Here is an 18,703-nt window from a genome sequence, read left to right as displayed (position 1 = left end):
TTTCGCTCTATCGAGCGATGCGGATCACCGTCTACAGTCGTGCCGTGATTTGCTAGCCGACCGGACAGGAAAATGCACGCCCGCGCTGATGCTGCCGACACGGCCCCCAATTGGCCCGACGATATTTTCGCGACATTGCAACGCTTCGACGTCCGGCAGGTGCCTTACGTGCCTGATGCCGGCCATTCCAGGCTGATCCAGCGCGTGCTGGGCTCCTCCACGATGCGCGGCATTCCGCTCACGACGGAGGAAGAGGGCGTGGCGCTTTTGGCCGGCGCATGGACCGGCGGACAGCGCGGCGTGCTGCTGATGCAATCGAGCGGTGTCGGCAACTGCATCAACATGCTGTCGCTGATCCCGATCCTGCGCTTTCCCTTCCTGACGCTTGTGACCATGCGCGGCGAGTGGGGCGAGTTCAATCCGTGGCAGGTGCCGATGGGGTCGACCACGCAGGGCGTATTCGAGCTCTCCGGCGTCAAGGTGCTGCGCGCCTCGAACGCGTCCGAGGTGCCGGCCGTGTTGGAGGCGGCCGCTGCGCAAGCCTATAACGCGCTGACGCCCACCGCCGTCCTGCTGTCGCAGCGCCTGATCGGCGCCAAGGTTTTCACCAAATGAGCAAGGCCAATCTCCTCGACCGCCGTCAGGTGGTGTCCGCGCTGCTCGCGAACCGCAAGGACGTGGTTGCGATCGGCGGCCTCGGCGCCTCCACCAACGACATCACCGCCGCCGGTGACCACGCCCGCAACTTCTATCTCTGGGGTGGCATGGGCGGCGCGGCGATGATCGGGCTGGGCTTGGCGCTGGCGCAGCCAAAGCTGCCGGTGCTGGTCATCACCGGCGACGGCGAGATGCTGATGGGCATGGGCAGCCTTGCCACCATCGGCCTCCAGAAGCCGTCCAACCTCTCGATTGTCGTGCTCGACAACGAGGCCTATGGCGAGACTGGCGGCCAGACGAGCCACACTTCGGCTGCCGCCGACCTCGTCGGCGTCGCCAGGGCCTGTGGCATCGGGAACGCCTGCGCGATCTCGACCATGGCCGAGGTGGAAGCTTTCGCCAAAGCCGTCCACGACGTCTCGGCGGGTCCGCGCTTCGCCAATGTGAAGATCGACAGCGCCAACGTTGAGCGGATCCTGCCAAGTCGGGACGGAACCTACATCGTCAACCGGATCCGCGGCGACCTCGGCTTCCAACCGATCTGACCCTGTCGTGTGGCAAAATTGCCTCGAATTCCCACCCATCTAGGTTGCGGCGCACCATTCGGCTTGACTTTTGCGTGGGTGAGTGCTTACTCACTAGCATGAGCTCATTGCGAATGACGAGCGACCTGAGGCGTCAATTGATCCTCGGAGCCGCGAAGCGCTGCTTCGCCCGACACGGCTATACCGGCACCACGACCAAGAGCGTGGCGGCCGCCGCTGCCATTTCCGAGGCACTGCTGTTCAAACATTTTCCCTCCAAGGCGGCGCTGTACGCTGAAATTCTCAGCGACGAATGCGAAGCCGATCCGGCGCTGATGGATCTTCTGGAGCGGGAGCCGTCGACGACCGCCCTGGTCGAACTGATCCGCGGCATGATCGAGCACTTCCTCCAGATCGCCGACGGCCCCGACCAGGAAGAGGCGCAACGCCTGCGACTGATGGCCACGAGCCATTTGGATGATGGCGAATTCGCGCGTTTGCTATATGCCAAGATCGAGAAGCTGATCGGAGCGGTCTTCGTGGCCTCGCTCGAACGCGCGGTCGCCGCCGGCGATGCGCGGCCAAGCAGCAGCGAGCCGCTCAACCTGTTCTGGTTTGCGCATCATACGGTGATGACCGCTGCGCTGACCAGGCTGCCGGCTGTGCCTTGCCTCGCTTACGGCAAGGCGAGCGATCTGGAGCGGCAGCTTTGTGAGTTTCTCCTGAGAGGCATCGGACTTAACGACGCCGCAATTGCTTCGCATTTGGGCCGCGATCAGGCCGCGGATGCGGGCAAGACGGCGATTGCAGAGAGCGCATGACATGAACATCGTAGCCGAACACAAGATTTCGGGCGAACCGATCGACACCAAGGCCAAACGTCCGGTTCGGCCGGTGCTCTGGTTCATCATCGTTGGCACGCTGCTGGGCGCGCTCGTCGGTGGTCTGGTCTGGTTCAACTATTTCCGTGGCCAGATGATCAAGCAGTTCTTCGCCAACAACAAGCCGCCGCCGACCGCGGTCAGTGCGGCCGAGGCGAAGTCCGAGGTGGTCCCGAACCTGCTCACAGCGGTCGGCGGCCTCGCCGCCGTGCACCAGGTCGACGTCACCGCCGACGTCAACGGCCGCGTCACCGAGATCAAGTTCGAACCCGGCGCGCATGTCGAAGCCGGTATGCCGCTGGTGCAATTGTTCGACGCGCCGGAGCAGGGCGACCTCGCTAACTTCAAGGCGCAGGCCACGGGTGCGCAACTTTCGCTCGACCGCGCCAAGCAGCTGGCGTCGCGCCAGTTCGGCCCGCAGTCGACTGTCGATTCTGCGCAGGCAGTATACGACCAGGCGCTGGCCGGCATTTCCAAGACCGAGGCGCTGATCTCGCAGAAGCTGGTGCGCGCACCGTTCTCCGGCGATCTCGGCGTCCGCAAGGTCGAGGTCGGTCAGTATCTCACCGCCGGCACGGCTATTGTCTCGCTGACCGATCTGTCAGTACTGTGGGCGAACTTCACGGTGACGGAAAAGGACTCGGGCAACCTTAGGGTTGGCCAGCCGGTCCGGCTGAAGGTCGACGCCTATCCCGGCCGCACCTTCGACGCCAAGATCACCACGATCGAGCCGCAGATCGCGACCGACACCCGCAACATCCGCGTGCAGGCAACCGTCTCCAATCCGGAGAAGATCCTGAAGCCCGGCATGTTCGTGACCACCACGGTGGTGCTGCCGGACAAACCGGCGGTGGTCACCGTGCCAGAGACCGCGGTCGACTACACGCTGTACGGCGACTCCGTGTTTGTGATCACCGAGAAGAAGGAAGAGGACGGCAAGACCAGCCTGAGCGCGGTGCGCACGTTCGTGCAGACCGGCAACCGGGTCGATGGCCGTGCTGAAATCATCAAGGGCTTGAAGCCGGGCGACAAGGTTGTTGCCGTCGGCCAGCTCAAGCTGCAGTCGGGCTCTGCCGTATCGATTTCAACGGACCCGGCTCCGACAATTCCGGCGCAGCCGCCACGCTACTGACAATACGCTCGCATGATCCGGCAATGCCGGATCATGCTTCATAAGCCCAAGAAATCGAGATCGAATCGAGATCGCCGCGATGCGCTTTACCGATATTTTCATCAAACGCCCGGTCCTGTCGGTCGTCGTCAGCCTGCTGATCCTTCTGATCGGCCTGCGCGCGGCGACGACACTGCCGATCCGGCAATATCCAAAACTGTCGAACACGGTCATCAACATCACGACCGTCTATCCCGGCGCGTCCGCGGAACTGATCCAGGGCTTCATCACCACACCGATCGAGCAGGCGGTCGCTTCCGCCGAAGGCGTCGACTACATGACCTCGTCCTCGGTGCTCGGCACCTCGACGATTCAGGTCTACATCAAGCTGAACTTCGATCCGAATCAGGCGCTCACCGAGGTGCTGGCCAAGACGAACTCGGTCAAATATCTAATCCCGAAGGAATCCAACGACCCGATCGTCACCAAGACCACTGGCCAGACCACGGCCGTGATGTATCTCGGATTCTCATCCGAGGAGTTGTCGGGTTCGGCGATCTCGGACTATCTCACGCGCGTGGTGCAGCCGGTGCTGTCGACCGTCGATGGCGTCGCATCCGCCGACATCCTCGGCGCCCAGAACTTTGCGATGCGGCTGTGGCTTGATCCCGTGAAGATGGCCGGCCGCAACATCTCACCGGCCGACGTCTCCTCGGCGATCGCCGCCAACAACTTCCAGTCCGCGGCAGGCCAGACCAAGGGCTATCTGATCGTCTCGAACATCTCGACGAATACCGACCTCGGTAACGTCGAACAGTTCAAGAAGATGATCGTCAAGGCCAAGGACGGCGGCTTCGTGCGGATGGAGGACATCGCGAGCGTCGAGCTTGCCGCGCAGAGCACGGATGCGAGCGTGGCCTTCAATGGCGAGCATGCGATCTTCATCGGCGTGAACGCAACGCCGCAGGGCAATCCGCTGACGCTGGTGAAGGGCGTGCGCGCGCTGTTCCCCGAACTCGAGCGCAATTTGCCGCCCTCGATGAAGATGAAGGTCGCCTACGATTCGACCAAGTTCATTCAATCGTCGATCGACGAGGTCGAGAAGACGCTGGGCGAAGCCATCGTGATCGTCATCGTGGTGATCTTCCTGTTCCTGGCCTCGTTCCGCTCCGTCATCATTCCGGTTGTCACCATTCCGCTGTCAATGATCGGCGTCTGCACGCTGATGCTGATATTGGGCTTCAGCTTTAACCTGCTGACACTGCTCGCGATGGTGCTCGCAATCGGCCTCGTGGTCGACGACGCTATCGTGGTGGTGGAGAACATCCATCGGCATCTGGAAGAAGGGAAGACACCGGTACAGGCCTCATTGGAGGGCGCGCGCGAAATCGTCGGTCCCGTCGTCTCGATGACGATTACGCTCGCCGCCGTGTATGCCCCGATCGGCTTCCTCGGCGGCCTCACCGGCTCACTGTTCCGCGAATTCGCCTTCACGCTCGCGGGCTCAGTGATCGTGTCCGGCGTGATCGCGCTGACGCTGTCGCCGATGATGTGCTCGGTGTTGCTGAAGAACACCGAGGAGGGCCGGTTTGCAAAGCTGGTGAACGGGGTGTTTGGCGCCTTGACGCGTTGGTACGGCCGCAGGCTCGACCGCTCGCTGGACTACAAGGCCATCACCGGCCTGTTCGCGGTGACGATCCTCGGGCTCGTCGGCTTCCTCTACATGCACACCTCGAAGGAGCTGGCGCCGGAGGAAGACCAGGGCATCGTGTTCGCGGTGACCAAGGCGCCGAAATACGCCAACATCGATTACGTCGATTTCTATGGTGACAAGCTCGACAAGGAATTCCAGAAATTCCCCGAGACCGATCTCCGTTTCGTCCTGAACGGCATCAACGGCCCGCAGGGCGGCATCGCCGGCATGCTGCTGAAGTCGTGGGATGAGCGCAAGCGCTCGTCGATCGCTCTGAAGCCGCTGGTCCAGGCCGAGCTCTCCAAGATCGAGGGCGTGCAGGCGTTTGCGTTCAACCTGCCGCCGCTGCCGGGCGGGCCGGGCGGCCTGCCGGTGCAGATGGTGATCAACTCGACCGCGGGCTTCCAGGCTGTCTACGAGCAGATGGAGAAGTTGAAGGCCGCTGCGCGCAAGAGCGGCATGTTCATCGTCTCCGACAGCGATCTTGCTTATAACCAGCCGACGGTGACGGTGAAGATTGATCGCAGCAAGGCGCAGGATCTCGGCGTCAACATGCAGAATCTCGGCAGTGCGCTCGCGGTGCTGCTCGGCGGAAACTACATCAACCGCTTCAATCTCGAGGGCCGTTCGTACCAGGTGATTCCGCAGGTGCCGCGCAGCCAGCGGCTCTCGCCGGAATCGCTCGGCAGCTACTACGTGACGACCAACTCCGGTCAGCAGCTTCCGCTGTCGACCGTGGTCTCGATCCAGACCAGGACCGACCCGAATTCGCTAACCCACTACAATCAGCTCAATTCGGCGACGTTCTCGGCCGTGCCGATGCCCGGCGTGACCGTCGGTGCGGCGGTCGACTTCCTCGAAGGCGAGGCCAAGAATCTGCCGCAGGGCTTCAGCCACGACTACCTCGCCGACAGCCGGCAGTATGTTCAGGAAGGCAATCAGCTCGCGATCACCTTTGGCTTCGCGCTGGTCATCATCTTCCTGGTGCTGGCGGCGCAGTTCGAGAGCCTGCGCGACCCGCTGGTGATCATGATCTCGGTGCCGATGGCGATCGTCGGCGCTCTGATCCCGCTGTTCTTCGGTGTCGCCACCATGAACATCTACACCCAAGTCGGTCTGCTGACCCTGGTTGGGCTGATCACCAAGCACGGCATCCTGATGGTGGAGTTTGCCAACGAGCTCCAGGTCAACGAACGGCTCGACCGCCGCTCGGCCATCGAGATGTCGGCCCGCATCCGCCTGCGGCCGATCCTGATGACGACGGCTGCGATGGTAACGGGCCTGATTCCGCTCTTGACCGCAACAGGCGCAGGCGCGGCCAGCCGCTTCTCGATCGGCCTCGTGGTCGTGGCCGGTATGTCGATCGGCACCCTGTTCACCCTGTTCGTGCTGCCAGCGGTTTATGTCGTGCTGGCAACCGACCATCGCGCAGCGGCCGATTCCGAACGGAACAAGCAGGTCAACGAGCTCGACCTCGGCTCAAAGGCGCTGCGGCCGACCTGACCGAGGCCCAAATTACGTGCGAAGCGGCAACAGCCTTGGCTGTTGCCGTTTTTTTTGTCGCGCAATATCTCGTAGTATGATGTCTGGAGCGCCGAGAGTGTGCGCTTGAGGCAGGTCGTCGGATGAAAAGACGCGAATTTCTGGCAGTGCTTGGCGGGGCGGCATTGGCGCGGCCGAGCATGGCGTCGGCCGATACGCCAGGCCGAGTCTATCGCGTCGGCACGGTGACGCCGATCGCGCCGGTTACGGCAGAGAGCCGCGGTGGCAAGATCCTGATCAAGGTGCTTGAGGAGCGCGGTTTCAAGCTCGGCCAGAACCTGGCCTTTGATGCGCGGGGTGCGCTCGGCGATGTCGCGATGCTGCCTGCGCTGATCGCGGAGCTGAAGGCCAAGAACGTCGACGTCATCGTGATCATTGGCTACCCGACGGCCATCGCCGCCAAAGCGTCCGGCATTGCCACCGTCGCGGCCAGCGGCGTCGGTGATCCCGTCGAAACCAAGCTGATCGAGAGCTTGGCGCATCCAGGCGGCAATATCACCGGGATTTCGGACGTCGCATCGACACTCAGTGCCAAGCGGCTGTCGCTGCTCAAGGAGATGTCGCCGAAACTGACCAAGGTCGCGATGCTCTGGAATAAGGACGACCTCGGTATGACGACGCGCTACCAGGCGTCCGCGACGGCGGCCCAGGCGCTCGGACTGACCGTGCAGGCGTTAGGTGTCCGCGAACCCGACGATTTCAACGAAGCCTTTTCAGCGATGAACAACGATTTGCCCGACGGCATCCTGATGGTGGCGGACGCGCTGACAATTCTCAATCGCCAGCGCGTCTTCGAGTTCGCCGCCGCCCGAAAGCTCCCGGCGATCTACGAATTTGACGAGTTCGCCCGCGACGGCGGTTTGATGTCCTATGGCGCGGACTCGTCGGAATCCTTCGAGCGGGCGGCGGCACTGGTTGCCCGGATTTTCAACGGGGCAAACCCCGGTGATCTGCCGTTCGAGCTGCCGACCCGCTATCCCCTGGTGATCAATCTCAAGACGGCGAAGGCGACCGGACTTGAAATTCCGCCCACCTTGCTGGCGCTCGCCGACGAGGTCATCGAGTAGCCTTGTGCGCTGCGGTAAGAGACAAGGTCCGGCCTTCTTGCTAGGCTTGAGGGAATGAGCATCTCTCTCCACCCTGACACCCCGCAAGCCAGGCCGCTGCCGAGCGCAGCTGCGGAGGACGTCGTGTCCGCTGCGGCGGGGCGGGGAATCAGGACCCGGCTGTTCACCAAATATGTCGCGCTGTTCGTGGCCGTCGTTGCGGTGGCTCTGCTTGCCAACGGCCTGTTCGAGGTCTTGTTCTATTATCGTGAGCACAAGGCCTCCCTGATCCGGGTCCAGCATGAGCAGGCCGAGGCGGCGGCAGCCAAGATCAGCCAGTTCGTCAAGGAGATCGAGAGCCAGCTCGGCTGGACCACGCAATTGCCGTGGTCGGCAGGCTCGATCGAGCAGCGCCGGTTCGACGCGTTGCGGCTGCTGCGTCAGGTGCCAGCGATCACCGAGCTCGCCCAGGTGGACTCGACCGGCAAGGAACGGCTACGCGTCTCGCGGCTGGCGATGGACGCGCTCGACAGCGGCATCGACCTGTCGAGCGACCCGAAGTTCACCGAAGCCGTCGCGCACAAGGTCTATTATGGACCGGTCTATTTCCGCCGGGAGTCCGAGCCCTACATGACGCTGGCACTGGCCGGCGCCCGCAAGGACGCCGGGGGCAGCATCGCGGAAGTCAACCTCAAGCTGATCTGGGACGTCGTGTCCCAGATCAAGGTCGGCGAGCACGGGCATGCCTACGTGGTCGGCCCCGAGGGGCGGTTGATCGCGCATCCCGACATCAGCCTGGTGTTGCGCAACACCGACATGTCGGGGCTCCCGCAGGTGCGTGCGGCGCAGGCCGCCGGCGGTGCGATGCCCGATGCGCTGTCCGAGGCGCGTAACATCCAGGGGCAGAAGGTCCTGACCGCGTCGGCCCCGATCGAGCCGCTGCACTGGACCATGTTCGTCGAGTTGCCGGTCGAGGAGGCCTATGCCTCGCTCTACGCCTCGTTGCAGCGGCTTGGAATCGTGCTGCTGGCGGCATCGATCTTCGCGGTGCTCGCCGGGATTTTCCTCGCCCGCCGCATGGTCGGGCCGATCCAGGCGTTGCGCAGCGGCGCTGAGCGGATCGGCGGCGGCGATTTCTCACAGCGCATCAACATCAAGACCGGTGACGAACTCGAAGGGCTCGCCGACCAGTTCAACGACATGGGCGCGCGGCTGCAGGAATCCTACGCGGATTTGGAAAAGAAGGTCGAGGTGCGAACGGCCGAATTAAGCGAGGCGCTGGAGCAGCAGACGGCGACTTCGGAGGTCCTACAGGTGATTAGCTCGTCTCCGGGCGAGCTCACGCCAGTGTTCCACAAGCTGCTCGAGAATGCCACGCGGGTCTGTGGCGCGAGTTTCGGGATCATGAACCTGTGGGACGGCGAAAGTTTCACCATCGCTGCTGATTACAACGTGCCGCCTGCGTTCGCCGCTTCGCGAAGAGACGTGGCGATCCGTCCTCATCCGGAGAGTGCGCTCGCCGCCGTCGTCAGGACAAATCAGGTTGTTCACGTTCACGATGTGCAAAACACCCCTGCCTATATTGCCGGAGGCTCAAGCATTCGCGGAATCTCCGATGTAGCCGGCGCCCGCACGATCGTCGTCGTGCCGATGCTGAGGGAGAGCCAGCTGATCGGCACGATCGCGGTCTATCGCAAGGAAGTCCGTCCGTTCACCGACAAGCAGATTGCAGTGGTCGAGAACTTCACGAAGCAGGCCGTCATCGCCATCGAGAATGCGCGGCTGCTGAATGAATTGCGCAAGCGCACGATGGAGCTCTCGCAGTCCCTTGATGAATTGCGCGCGGCGCAGGACCGCCTGGTCCAGACCGAGAAGCTTGCCTCGCTCGGCCAGCTCACGGCCGGAATCGCCCACGAGATCAAGAACCCGCTCAACTTCGTCAATAATTTCTCCTCGGTCTCGACCGAGCTGATCGACGAACTCAATGAAGTTCTGCAATCGGCGCAGCTCGACGGCAAGACCAGGGCGGAGGTCGACGAACTGACCGGCATGCTGAAAGGCAATCTCGAGAAGGTGGTGCAGCACGGCAAGCGCGCCGATTCCATCGTCAGGAACATGCTGCTGCATTCGCGCGAGGGCTCCGGCGAGCACCGCGCCGCCGATGTCAACGCGATCGTGGAGGAAAGCCTCAATCTCGCCTACCACGGCGCACGCGCCGAAAGACCCGGCTTCAACGTCACGCTCAAGCGCGATTTCGATCCGGCCGCCGGCGTGGCCGACATCTACCCGCAGGAGATAACGCGGGTCTTCCTCAATTTGATCTCGAACGGCTTCTACGCGGCCGCCAAGCGCAAGGAAAGTGCGGCGGACGGTTTCGAGCCGACCCTGAGCGCGACGACCAAAAATCTCGGCGGCAGGGTCGAGATCCGGATCCGCGACAACGGCACGGGTATTCCGCCGGAGGTGAAGGAGAAGATGTTCAATCCCTTCTTCACCACCAAGCCGGCTGGCGAGGGGACCGGGCTCGGCCTGTCCATGAGCCACGACATCGTCGTGAAACAGCACGGCGGCACGATCGACGTGAACACCGAGCCCGGTGTCTTCACCGAATTCATCATCACGCTGCCGCGCACGATGGCAGCGGGGGGCATGCCTGGAGGCAGGACTTGAACGTTTACATCCTGGTCGTCGATGACGAGCCCGACGTTGAGACGCTGTTCCGGCAGCAGTTCCGGCGCGATCTGCGCGCCGGCCGCTTCCAGATGGAATTTGCGCCCTCCGCGCCCGACGCACTCAGGCGCGCCGCCGAGGTTCGCGATCCCTCGTTGATCCTGATCCTGTCGGACATCAACATGCCCGGCATGAGCGGGCTCGACATGCTGCCCAGGGTGCGCGCCGATCATCCGCACGTTCCCGTCATCATGATCACGGCCTATGGCGACGCCGAAACGCGCAGGACCGCAATCGAGCGCGGTGCCACGGGGCTCCTCACCAAGCCGATCGACTTTGCGCAATTGCGTCAGGAGATCGATACCACGCTCGAGCAGGCGGCATGACCCCAACTATCCTCTTCGTCGACGACGAGCCGGATCTGGAAGCGCTGATCCTGCAAAAGTTCCGCAAACAGATCCGCGACGGGCAGGTCGCCATCATGTTCGCGCGCGACGGCCTCGACGCGCTGGACTCGCTCGAGCGGCACCCGGATGTCGACCTGGTGGTGGCTGATATCAACATGCCGCGGATGGATGGGCTGACGCTGCTCGCGAAGCTCCAGGAGGCCGAGGACAAGAAGTCGACCATCATTGTCTCGGCCTATGGCGACATGAGCAACATCCGCACCGCCATGAACCGCGGCGCGTTCGACTTTCTGACCAAGCCGATCGACTTCGTCGACCTGGAAACCACGATCCTGAAGACCATTCGCCATATCGAGATGTTGCGCGAGGCGCGGCGGCGCCAGGTGGAGGCAGAGCGCGCGCATGCCTCGCTGTCGCGCTATTTCTCGCCGGAGATCGCCAAGCGCCTTGCAGCCGATGTCGAGGGCAACGGCATGCAGGTGCAATGGCGAAACGTCGCCACCATCTTCACGGATATCACCGGCTTCACGTCGCTGGTCGAGAGCGCCGCGCCCGAGACGCTCGGCGAGCTCCTCAACGAATATGTCGGCGGCATGACCGAGATCGTGTTCGATCACCAAGGGACCGTCGCCAAGATCATTGGTGACGCGATCCAGGTGCTGTTCAACGCGCCCGGCGACCAGCCGGACTATGCGACGCGTGCGGTGGCCTGTGTCCATGATCTCGACACCTGGGCCCAGGATTTTTGCGCGCGCTGGAAGGCCAGGGGGGTGAATTTCGGCAGCACCCGCATCGGCGCGCATGCCGGGCCGGCGCTGGTCGGAAATTTCGGCGGCAACCGCTTTTTCGATTACACCGCCTATGGCGACAGCATCAACATCGCGGCGCGGCTGGAAGCCGCCAACAAGCATCTCGGCACCCGCATCTGCGTCAGTGCCAGCATCGCGGAGGAAGCCGAGAATTTCCAGGGCCGTCCCGTCGGTGACCTGGTGCTGCGAGGACGCAGCGAGCCCCTGCGCGCGTTCGAACCGTTGGCGCCGGCCAAATTCGAGGAACCCGCGACGACGCATTATTCCGAGGCCTTTGCCAAGATGGAAGCCGGCGATGTCGCCGCCATGCCGGCCTTCGCGGCGCTGGTCGGGATGCATGCCGAAGATCCCCTGGCCGGCTTTCACCTGAAGCGCCTGCTCAACGGCGCCAAGGGCATCCGCATGCAACTGGAGTAGGAGTTCGTCATGACGCGTGAATTCTCCGCCGGCAACTATCGTTTCATTCCGTCCGTGTTCCAGTACTCCGCGGGCGCAGTCGCAGATGACGGCTATGAGATCGAGCGTGTCCGGTTCGACCGGCTTGTGCCACTCGCCGAAGGCTTTGCGCTCGCAGCGAAATATATCCAGGAGGCCGGGCGTTCGCTCACAGCGTTCTGCGCGTGCGAGCTGCGTTCGCCGGCCGCCTTCAGCGAAGAAGGCTTTCGCGCCTTCAACCTGCACTACGTGAAGACGCTGTCGGAATGGGGCATCTTCGACGGCATCACCAATCCGGTGGCGCGAAGCAATGTCTGTCCCGAGATCGATCCGCCGTCCGAGCCGTCGTTCTATGCATTCTCATTCACGCGTCCGACGCAGTCCAAGGCACCGTCCTTCGTGATTGCCGGCGGTGCGGAAGCGCGCGAGGGCAGCGGCACCTATGTCGAGCGCACGGTGCGCTACCGCGATCTCAGCCCGGAGGGCCTGCGCGAGAAGGTGCGGTTCACGACCACTTCTCAGATGGAGAGCCGGATGGCCGCCTTCGGCTTCGGCTGGAAGGACACCACCGGCGTGCAGGCCTATTCCGTGCACGACTTCCACCACGCTCTTGTCGACGAGCTGGTCCGTCGCGGCGCGCTGCGCTCCGGCCTGACCTGGCATTTTGCGCGGCCGCCGGTGGTCGATCTCGAATACGAGATGGATTGCCGCCGCGTACTGCGAGAGACCGTCATTTAGCGCTGGCGCGGGTCGAGCGCGTCGCGCAGGCCATCGCCGAGCAGGTTCAGGGACAGTACCACCAGGAAGATCGCGAGCCCCGGCCAGATCGCCATCCACGGCGCCTGGGTCAGGAAGCGCTGCGCCGCGTTGAGCATGCTGCCCCAGGACGGCGCCGGCGGCTGCTGGCCGAGACCGAGGAACGACAGCGCGGCCTCCGCGATGATGGCCGCTGCAATCGAGAGCGTGGCCTGCACCAGCAGCGCGGGCAGGATGTTCGGCAGGATGTGCGAGAACGCGATCCGCCAGCCGGGATTGCCGAGCGCGCGCGCGGCCTCGACATAGTCCTCCGCCTTGACGACCAGCACCTGGCCGCGGGTCAGGCGAATGAAGATCGGGGTGGCCGAGATGCCGATCGCGATCATGGCGTTGGCGAGGCTCGGACCGAGGAAAGCGGCAAGCGCAATCGCCAGGATCAGGAACGGGCAGGCCAGCATCGCATCGGTGATGCGACTGATCAGCGCGTCGACAAAGCCGCCGCGATAGCCGGCGAGCAGGCCGAGCGGCACACCGACGCCCAGCGCGATCGCGACCGAGATCAGGCCCGCGAGTAGCGAGGCGCGCGCGCCGTAGATGACGCGGCTGAGGATGTCGCGGCCGAGCTCGTCAGTGCCGAACCAGTGCGCCGCAGTCGGCGGCTTGCGCACCAGGCTCCAGCTCGTCGCAATGGGATCATAGGGCACGATGAGCGGGGCGAGCAGCGCAAGGCCGATGAACATCGTGAGCGCGACAAGGCCGAACACCGCGGCCTTGCGCTTGAACAGCCGCCGCTGCGCGCGGCGCGCGGGGCTGTCCAGCTCGTAAGATTGCGTGACGGGAGTGGGCAGCGCGGCGTCAGTCATGACTCTATCCCCGCAGCCGCGGATTGACGAGGATATAGGCGACGTCGGCAACCAGGTTCAGCGTGATGTAGACGGTGGCCGTCACCAGCACCACGCCTTGCACCACGGCGTAGTCGCGGTTGAAGACGGCGTCCACGATCAGCTTGCCGAAGCCGGGAATGGAGAAGATCTGTTCGGTCAGCACGGCGCCGGACAGCAGCGTGCCGAGCTCCAGCGCGCCGAGCGTGATGATCGGGGTGAGCGCATTGCGCATGGCGTGCTTCAGGATCACCGAACGTTCTGAGAGCCCTTTGGCGCGCGCGGTGCGGACATAGTCGCTTTCCAGAACCTGGAGCATGGCGCTGCGGGTATGCCGCATCAGGACCGCGGAAATCGCGTTGCCGAGCACGAAGGCCGGCATGATGGTAGCAGCCAGGCTCGCACGCCAGTTCTCGCTGAGCGGCACATAGCCTGACGCCGGCAGCCAGCCGAGCTCGATCGAAAACAGGAAGATCATGAGGATTCCGAGCCAGAAATTCGGCGTCGATATCCCCCAGAGCGCGAACAAATTGGCGCCATAGTCCCACGCTGTGCCCCTCTTCACCGCGGAGAGGATGCCGGCGGGAATGCCGATGAAAAACGCGATCAGGATCGCCATCGAACCGAGCTGGAGCGTCACCGGCAGCTTTTGCGCGATCAACTCGCGCACCGGCATCTTGTTGCGCAGTGACTCCCCGAAATTACCGGTCAGGACGCCCTTGAGCCAGTAGACGTACTGCACCGGGATCGGCTGATCGAGCTTATACTGCTGGCGGATCTGCTCGATCACGGCGGGATCGCGCTCCTCGCCGGCCATCACCAGCGCGGGATCGCCCGGCAGCAATTGCTGGAGCGAGAAAATCAGCACCGACACGAAGAACAGCGTCGGCACGATCTGTGCGATGCGGCGGGCGAGAAAGTTCAGCATGGCGCGGCTCGCATTCCGGGCGCGGCCGCGATCACTTGAATTTCAACCCGACCACGCGCACCAGCCCATCGGGCATCTGCTTGTAGCCCTCGAGTTTGGTCGTGTGCGCGATCAGGAGCGTGCGGTGGTAGATGTAGATGATCGGCAGATCGTCGAGCAGGATCTTGGTCAGCTTTTCGTAGATCGCCTTGCGCTCGTCGACGTTGGCCGTGGTACGTCCGTCTTCCATCAGCTTGTCGGCGTCGGGGTTCGCGTACACGCCGTCGTTTTGCGGCGCCTTGCTGCGCATGAAGATGTAGGAATTGCCGTCAGGATCGATACGGCCGCTCCAGTTGATCTGGAAGATCTGGAACTCGCCGGCCTGCGCTTGCTTGAAGGTCGTTGCGAATTCGACGGCGCGGATCTTGATGTCGAAGCCCGCTTCCGCAGCCATCGACTGGATGACCTGGGCGACGGCCTCGTTCTCCGCACCCTTGGGGATCATGTAATCCACCGTCACCGGCAAGGTGACGCCGGCTTCCTTCAGCAGCGCCTTCGCCTTCGCGACGTCGCGGCCCCGGACCGGGAAGGCCTTCTGGTAATAGGGGTGCGTCGGGCTGACCCATTGATTGCCGGGGGTGAACTCGCCGTTGAAGACGACTTGGTTGAGGGCCTCGCGATCGATCGACAGGTCGAGCGCCTGACGGACTTTCGCCGACTGGCTGAGCGGCCCCTTGGCTTTGTCGTTGCCGATATTGACGGTGAGGCCGAGATAGCCGAGCTCGGGTGCCGTTGACAGCACGAGGCGGGAATCGGCGCGCACGTCCTTGATGTCGGTGGCGAGCACGCGCTCGATCAGATCGAGCCCGCCGGACTTCAGGTTCGCGAGCCGTACCGTGGCGTCGACGATCGGCAGAAACACGACGCGGTCGATATGGATGTTGTCCTTGTTCCAGTAGTCGGCGAATTTCTCGAACACCATACGGTCCTGCTGGACGCGCTCGACGAATTTGTAGGGACCGGCGCAGACCGGATGCAGGCCGAACTTGTCGCCAGCCTCCTTCGCGGCTTTCGGCGACACCATCATCCCGGAGCGGTCGGTGAGCTGGGCGATCAGCGGCGAATAGGGGGTTTTGAGCACCAGCTTGATGGTCAGGGGATCGACCACTTCGACATGATCGACGCTGGCGAGCTCCGACTTCCGGAACGAGGTCGGCAGCGTCATGTGACGCTCGATAGAGAATTTGGCGGCTTCCGCGTCGAGCGGCTCGCCGTCGTGGAATTTGACGTTGGGCCGCAGTTTGATCGTCATCTCCTTGCCATCGGCCGAATTCTCGTAGGACAGCGCAAGCTGCGGCACGATGTTGAGCTTCTCGTCAATGTCGAACAGCTTGTCGCAGAACGCGGAGAACACGATGCGGCCGACATAGGTGCGGCCGATGCTGGGATCGAGGATGTCGGGGTCTTCGGCGATGCCGATGCGGAGTGTGGTCTGGGCCTGGGCCGTGCCCACGAGCGACGCCAGCAATGCTGACGCCAGAAATGCCAAACGCACAAAACTCATCGTTCTCAACCTCTGTTTTTCGGCTAAGCCGAGCTTGTTCCTGTTGAACTAACCCCGCCGCCGCGCGCTGCATCCGGGCCGCCGCTGAAGGCGGCGAGCAATTTTTCAAGGACCGGCGAGAAGCCGCCGTCTGACGGCACGATTGCCTCGGACGATGGCAGTTCCGACGTTCGGTGGCAGGCCGTTGCATGTCCGATGCCATCCGACACGAGCTGTGGCATTTCGCTGCGGCAGCGGTCCACCACATAGGGGCAGCGGGTGTGGAAGCGGCATCCCGGCGGCGGGTTCAGCGCGCTGGGAATCTCGCCTTGGAGCACGATCCGGCTGCGCTTTGCCCTCGGTTTAGGCACGGGGATTGCGGATAAGAGCGCCCGGCTATAGGGGTGGCGGGGCGCGGCGAACAGCGCATCCGCCTCCGCCGTCTCGACGATCTGGCCGAGATTCATCACCGCGACGTGGTCGGCGATGTGTTTGACCACGGCGAGATCATGCGAGACGAAAATGTAGGCAAGGCCGAGCCGGTCCTGGAGCTCGCGCAGCAGGTTCAGGATCTGCGAGCGGATCGAGACGTCGAGCGCCGAGACGGGCTCGTCGCAGATGATCAGCTTCGGCTCGACCGCGAGTGCGCGGGCGATCGCAATGCGCTGGCGTTGGCCGCCGGAAAACTCGTGTGGATAGCGTCGCGCCAGCCGCGGCTCCAGGCCAACCAGCCGCAATATCTCTTCGACACGTTCGCGCCGTCGGGCAGGTGGCACGAGATTGTGCAGCGCCAGCGGCTCGGTCAGGATCTGGCCAACCGTCATGCGCGGATTGAGCGAGGCGTAGGGGTCCTGGAAGATGATCTGCGCCTCGCGGCGGAAGGCGCGCAGCGCGTTGGCGTCGAGCGAGAGGAGATCGCGGCCGCCGAAGCGGATTGCGCCTGCATCCGGCTCGATCAGCCGCAGCACCAGGCGGCTGACGGTGGATTTGCCGCAACCGGATTCGCCGACCAGCGCGAGCGTCTTGCCGGCGTCTACCGAGAAGGAAACACCATCGACCGCTTTGACATGTGCCAGCGCGCGACCGAACAGCGAGCGTTGGGCGACGAAATGCTTGACCAGGCCTTCGACCTCGAGCAGCGCCATCACGACACCAGACGTTCGAGCGGTGCGCGAATGCAGCGCGAAACGTGACCGGGGCTGACTTCGACCAGCGGCGGTGGCGCCTTGGTGCAGGCATCCAGCACGAAGGGGCAGCGTGCGGCGAAGCGGCAGCCGGCGGGCGGTTGCGCCATGTTCGGGACCATGCCTTCGATCGTCGCGAGCTGTTCGGCGCGGTGGTCGAGCCGCGGGATCGAGCCAAGCAGACCTACCGTATAGGGATGCTGCGGCATGGAGAACAATTCATCCACCGGCGCGCGCTCGACGATTTCGCCTGCATACATCACCGCGACCTCGTCGCAGACTTCGGCAACCACGCCTAGGTCGTGGGTGATGAGGATGATGGCGGCGCCGCTTGCCGCCTTCAGCTCACGCATCAGCTCCAGGATCTGCGCCTGCAAGGTGACGTCGAGTGCGGTGGTCGGCTCATCGGCGATCAGGAGACGCGGGTCGCAGGCGAGCGCCATCGCGATCATCACGCGCTGCCGCATGCCGCCTGAGAGCTTGTGCGGATATTCGTCGATCCGCCGCTCGGGCGAGGGGATGTGGACGCGGCGCAGCAGCTCGATCGCACGTTCCCGCGCGCTGCGGCGCGAGCCGCCGCGATGGCGCAGAATGGTCTCGGTGATCTGATCGCCGATGGTGAGGCTCGGATTGAGCGACGTCATCGGCTCCTGAAAGATCATCGCGAGCCGGTTGCCGCGCAGGTCGCGCAGCGTCTGGTCAGAGGTCTTCAGCAGGTCAAAACCGTCGAAGCGGATCGCGCCGGATATCTCCGTGCTCTGCTTCGGCAACAGGCCCATGATCGCCAGCGACGTCACGCTCTTGCCGCAGCCGGATTCGCCGACGAGGCCGAGCGTCGCGCCATTGGCGACGCTGAGATCGACGCTATCGACTGCGTGGGTGACGCGGCCATCGTCACCGTGGAAGCGGATGCGCAAATCCTTGATCTCGATGAGGGGGCTCGTGCTCATGATTGCCTTGCACGCGCCGCGGCGATGCTGGCGTCGATGATGCCGCGATCGGTGTTGCCGGCCGGATTCCGCCGCGTCGGCAACGAACCGCGAAAGTGCACCCAGAGCTCGTGGCTGACGCGCTCGAGCCGCTCGAGTTCACCGAGCGGATCGGGATGATCGTCGGCGCGAACGTCCAGCGCCGGCCACTCCTCCTCGCCGTGGATCAGAAGCGCCGCCGACTGCTTGCCGCGTTTGTCGCCGCCGGCCGCTTCGCCCGCGCGCATCGCCGTGAGCAGTCGGCGCGGGAAGGGCAGGCTGTCATTGGCGATGAAAGTCTTTGCTGTCTCGCCGAGCACGTCCGCGCCCGCGAGCATGTTGCCGGCAACGGAAAAGCCGCTGCCGGAAATGTGCCCGCACCAGTCGACGCAGTCTCGCCCGGTATGTGCGGCGATTGCGCCGCTCGCGTCCATGATGTGGATCTGCCGGCTCTCGCGGCCGTCGTCGGTCGCGAGCAGGGCGGCGAGCACGTCGTGCGCATTCAGGCCCTCACCCAGCAGCTTGACGCCGTCGATGCCGTAATAGGGATTGACGAATGCCTGCGTCGCGATCGCGCCGAGGCTAGCCGCGATGTAGGGTACACGCGCGCCGACGGCGAAGAAGCGGGTTGCAACGGCGATGCCGAACTGGCCGGTAGCAGAGTCGCGCGCGATGATCGACCAGGTCAT

16 protein-coding genes are annotated in these 18,703 nt (G+C 63.8%); 10 read left to right on the top strand and 6 right to left on the bottom strand.

The genetic code is table 11. The features are described 5' to 3' along the window. The first annotated feature begins 72 nt into the window (after positions 1-72). The 10 genes from ACPPVR_RS30770 to cnbZ all read left to right on the top strand — a co-directional run bounded on the left by ACPPVR_RS30770 (position 73) and on the right by cnbZ (position 12,513). A complete protein-coding gene (locus ACPPVR_RS30770; RefSeq protein ID WP_426610304.1) occupies positions 73-615 on the top strand; it encodes a phosphonopyruvate decarboxylase in 543 nt (180 codons plus the stop codon). Then, positions 612-1,202: a thiamine pyrophosphate-dependent enzyme gene (locus tag ACPPVR_RS30765; RefSeq protein WP_426610303.1), complete on the top strand. Its 591-nt coding sequence runs from the start codon at positions 612-614 to the stop codon at positions 1,200-1,202. The genes ACPPVR_RS30770 and ACPPVR_RS30765 overlap by 4 nt, the downstream gene beginning before the upstream one ends. A gap of 98 nt (positions 1,203-1,300) precedes the next feature. Beyond that, positions 1,301-2,002: a TetR/AcrR family transcriptional regulator gene (locus ACPPVR_RS30760; protein ID WP_426610302.1), complete on the top strand. Its 702-nt coding sequence runs from the start codon at positions 1,301-1,303 to the stop codon at positions 2,000-2,002. A gap of 1 nt (position 2,003) precedes the next feature. Then, entirely contained in the window at positions 2,004-3,194 is a 1,191-nt protein-coding gene (locus ACPPVR_RS30755; RefSeq protein WP_426610301.1) for an efflux RND transporter periplasmic adaptor subunit, read from the top strand. 79 nt (positions 3,195-3,273) lie between these two features. Then, positions 3,274-6,369, top strand: coding sequence for a MexW/MexI family multidrug efflux RND transporter permease subunit (locus tag ACPPVR_RS30750; RefSeq protein WP_426610300.1), 3,096 nt, complete (start codon positions 3,274-3,276; stop codon positions 6,367-6,369). A gap of 122 nt (positions 6,370-6,491) precedes the next feature. Further along, positions 6,492-7,475, top strand: coding sequence for an ABC transporter substrate-binding protein (locus ACPPVR_RS30745; protein WP_426610299.1), 984 nt, complete (start codon positions 6,492-6,494; stop codon positions 7,473-7,475). A gap of 54 nt (positions 7,476-7,529) precedes the next feature. Continuing rightward, positions 7,530-10,124 carry an ATP-binding protein gene (locus ACPPVR_RS30740; protein WP_426610298.1) on the top strand — a complete coding sequence of 865 codons (2,595 nt, stop codon included), beginning with the start codon at positions 7,530-7,532 and terminating at the stop codon, positions 10,122-10,124. After that, the gene (locus ACPPVR_RS30735) at positions 10,121-10,510 is read left to right on the top strand and encodes a response regulator (RefSeq protein WP_426610297.1); all 390 of its coding nucleotides are present in this window, start codon (positions 10,121-10,123) and stop codon (positions 10,508-10,510) included. The genes ACPPVR_RS30740 and ACPPVR_RS30735 overlap by 4 nt, the downstream gene beginning before the upstream one ends. Continuing rightward, the gene (locus ACPPVR_RS30730) at positions 10,507-11,757 is read left to right on the top strand and encodes an adenylate/guanylate cyclase domain-containing protein (protein WP_426610296.1); all 1,251 of its coding nucleotides are present in this window, start codon (positions 10,507-10,509) and stop codon (positions 11,755-11,757) included. The genes ACPPVR_RS30735 and ACPPVR_RS30730 overlap by 4 nt, the downstream gene beginning before the upstream one ends. 9 nt (positions 11,758-11,766) lie before the next feature. Beyond that, on the top strand, positions 11,767-12,513 hold the full coding sequence (cnbZ, locus tag ACPPVR_RS30725; protein ID WP_426610295.1) for a 2-amino-5-chloromuconate deaminase CnbZ: 747 nt from the start codon (positions 11,767-11,769) through the stop codon (positions 12,511-12,513). Here cnbZ and ACPPVR_RS30720 read toward each other — a convergent pair. From ACPPVR_RS30720 to ACPPVR_RS30695, 6 genes are read right to left on the bottom strand one after another with little or no spacing between them, the layout of a single operon-like run. After that, the gene (locus ACPPVR_RS30720) at positions 12,510-13,394 is read right to left on the bottom strand and encodes an ABC transporter permease (protein WP_426610294.1); all 885 of its coding nucleotides are present in this window, start codon (positions 13,392-13,394) and stop codon (positions 12,510-12,512) included. The genes cnbZ and ACPPVR_RS30720 overlap by 4 nt on opposite strands. 4 nt (positions 13,395-13,398) lie before the next feature. Beyond that, a complete protein-coding gene (locus tag ACPPVR_RS30715; RefSeq protein ID WP_426610293.1) occupies positions 13,399-14,340 on the bottom strand; it encodes an ABC transporter permease in 942 nt (313 codons plus the stop codon). Positions 14,341-14,371: 31 nt separating this feature from the next. Further along, positions 14,372-15,883, bottom strand: a complete 1,512-nt coding sequence (locus tag ACPPVR_RS30710; RefSeq protein ID WP_426610292.1) for an ABC transporter substrate-binding protein — start codon at positions 15,881-15,883, stop codon at positions 14,372-14,374. Positions 15,884-15,906: 23 nt separating this feature from the next. Beyond that, positions 15,907-17,007: an ABC transporter ATP-binding protein gene (locus ACPPVR_RS30705; RefSeq protein WP_426610291.1), complete on the bottom strand. Its 1,101-nt coding sequence runs from the start codon at positions 17,005-17,007 to the stop codon at positions 15,907-15,909. After that, positions 17,007-17,996 carry an ABC transporter ATP-binding protein gene (locus ACPPVR_RS30700; protein ID WP_426610290.1) on the bottom strand — a complete coding sequence of 330 codons (990 nt, stop codon included), beginning with the start codon at positions 17,994-17,996 and terminating at the stop codon, positions 17,007-17,009. Before ACPPVR_RS30700 ends, ACPPVR_RS30705 begins: the two co-directional genes overlap by 1 nt. Further along, on the bottom strand, positions 17,993-18,703 hold the full coding sequence (locus tag ACPPVR_RS30695) for a DUF1028 domain-containing protein (RefSeq protein ID WP_426610289.1): 711 nt from the start codon (positions 18,701-18,703) through the stop codon (positions 17,993-17,995). The genes ACPPVR_RS30700 and ACPPVR_RS30695 overlap by 4 nt, the downstream gene beginning before the upstream one ends.

Origin of the sequence: Bradyrhizobium sp. McL0616 (assembly GCF_049993385.1) — a bacterium.
Lineage (GTDB): Bacteria > Pseudomonadota > Alphaproteobacteria > Rhizobiales > Xanthobacteraceae > Bradyrhizobium.
The sequence above is the reverse complement of the archived record's forward strand: the minus strand, read 5'-3'. Positions and strand labels throughout refer to the sequence as shown.

What these genes read in the sequence shown, in the direction of transcription:
- ACPPVR_RS30770 (WP_426610304.1), top strand. Translation starts at nt 73, where the DNA reads ATGCACGCCCGCGCTGATGCTGCCGACACGGCCCCCAATTGGCCCGAC.
- ACPPVR_RS30765 (WP_426610303.1), top strand. Translation starts at nt 612, where the DNA reads ATGAGCAAGGCCAATCTCCTCGACCGCCGTCAGGTGGTGTCCGCGCTG.
- ACPPVR_RS30760 (WP_426610302.1), top strand. Translation starts at nt 1,301, where the DNA reads ATGAGCTCATTGCGAATGACGAGCGACCTGAGGCGTCAATTGATCCTC.
- ACPPVR_RS30755 (WP_426610301.1), top strand. Translation starts at nt 2,004, where the DNA reads ATGAACATCGTAGCCGAACACAAGATTTCGGGCGAACCGATCGACACC.
- ACPPVR_RS30750 (WP_426610300.1), top strand. Translation starts at nt 3,274, where the DNA reads ATGCGCTTTACCGATATTTTCATCAAACGCCCGGTCCTGTCGGTCGTC.
- ACPPVR_RS30745 (WP_426610299.1), top strand. Translation starts at nt 6,492, where the DNA reads ATGAAAAGACGCGAATTTCTGGCAGTGCTTGGCGGGGCGGCATTGGCG.
- ACPPVR_RS30740 (WP_426610298.1), top strand. Translation starts at nt 7,530, where the DNA reads ATGAGCATCTCTCTCCACCCTGACACCCCGCAAGCCAGGCCGCTGCCG.
- ACPPVR_RS30730 (WP_426610296.1), top strand. Translation starts at nt 10,507, where the DNA reads ATGACCCCAACTATCCTCTTCGTCGACGACGAGCCGGATCTGGAAGCG.
- cnbZ (WP_426610295.1), top strand. Translation starts at nt 11,767, where the DNA reads ATGACGCGTGAATTCTCCGCCGGCAACTATCGTTTCATTCCGTCCGTG.
- ACPPVR_RS30720 (WP_426610294.1), bottom strand. Translation starts at nt 13,394, where the DNA reads ATGACTGACGCCGCGCTGCCCACTCCCGTCACGCAATCTTACGAGCTG.
- ACPPVR_RS30715 (WP_426610293.1), bottom strand. Translation starts at nt 14,340, where the DNA reads ATGCTGAACTTTCTCGCCCGCCGCATCGCACAGATCGTGCCGACGCTG.
- ACPPVR_RS30710 (WP_426610292.1), bottom strand. Translation starts at nt 15,883, where the DNA reads ATGAGTTTTGTGCGTTTGGCATTTCTGGCGTCAGCATTGCTGGCGTCG.
- ACPPVR_RS30705 (WP_426610291.1), bottom strand. Translation starts at nt 17,007, where the DNA reads ATGGCGCTGCTCGAGGTCGAAGGCCTGGTCAAGCATTTCGTCGCCCAA.
- ACPPVR_RS30700 (WP_426610290.1), bottom strand. Translation starts at nt 17,996, where the DNA reads ATGAGCACGAGCCCCCTCATCGAGATCAAGGATTTGCGCATCCGCTTC.
- ACPPVR_RS30695 (WP_426610289.1), bottom strand. Translation starts at nt 18,703, where the DNA reads ATGACCTGGTCGATCATCGCGCGCGACTCTGCTACCGGCCAGTTCGGC.